Annotated in this window: 2 pseudogenes; both read left to right on the plus strand. The window is 64.5% G+C overall.

The features are described from left to right. A pseudogene (locus tag Y703_RS0106390) lies at positions 1–530 on the plus strand (hypothetical protein); the annotation flags it as partial. A gap of 68 nt (positions 531–598) precedes the next feature. Continuing rightward, positions 599–1,012: pseudogene (locus Y703_RS22330) on the plus strand (hypothetical protein); the annotation flags it as partial.

The following is a 1,012-nucleotide window of genomic DNA, read 5'->3' on the forward strand; positions in this document are numbered from 1 at the left end:
AGTCCACACCGCAGCCCGCGGTGAAGGGCGCGGATGCCGCTCAGCCGCCAGTTGAGCCGCTCCATCAGGACGAGGCTACGAGGGTCAACCAGATGAGCGTGGAGCAGGCGCTAGCCGCGCGGGAAGCCATAGTGGGAGAGGCTCAAGAGCAGGTTGCCAACATGGAGGCCAGCCGGGAGGATGACCCGTTCACCGTCGACCTGGAAATCCTGACCCAGCAGAAGGCACTTGCTGAACGTGCGGCTGTCCTGAACACCAGAGCTCAGAAGATGCAGCAGCTTTCGCAGGCAAACGAGCAGCGGAAACCGAGCGTCAACGACCCAACTACCGCGCACAATCTCTCGATTGTTTCGCCCAGAGAGTTCATCAGGGTTCCCGGAGTTCAACGCGCGGCACCCAAGTCCGGGGCAACGCCGCCGCCACAACCGGCAGTGGCCGAGGCGGCAGTTCCTATCGGGGCGCTGCGCGAGCCGGTGGTCGCAGGGACCGTCGTCGTCGCTCAGATGAGTCCACACCGCAGCCCGCGGTGAAGGGCGCGGATGCCGCTCAGCCGCCAGTTGAGCCGCTCCATCAGGACGAGGCTACGAGGGTCAACCAGATGAGCGTGGAGCAGGCGCTAGCCGCGCGGGAAGCCATAGTGGGAGAGGCTCAAGAGCAGGTTGCCAACATGGAGGCCAGCCGGGAGGATGACCCGTTCACCGTCGACCTGGAAATCCTGACCCAGCAGAAGGCACTTGCTGAACGTGCGGCTGTCCTGAACACCAGAGCTCAGAAGATGCAGCAGCTTTCGCAGGCAAACGAGCAGCGGAAACCGAGCGTCAACGACCCAACTACCGCGCACAATCTCTCGATTGTTTCGCCCAGAGAGTTCATCAGGGTTCCCGGAGTTCAACGCGCGGCACCCAAGTCCGGGGCAACGCCGCCGCCACAACCGGCAGTGGCCGAGGCGGCAGTTCCTATCGGGGCGCGAACCGCACACGGGCTCGAGCCGCTCGATGCGATGACGGCGGGG

Source organism: Arthrobacter sp. H20 (genome assembly GCF_000520515.1).
Classification (GTDB): Bacteria; Actinomycetota; Actinomycetes; order Actinomycetales; family Micrococcaceae; genus Arthrobacter_D.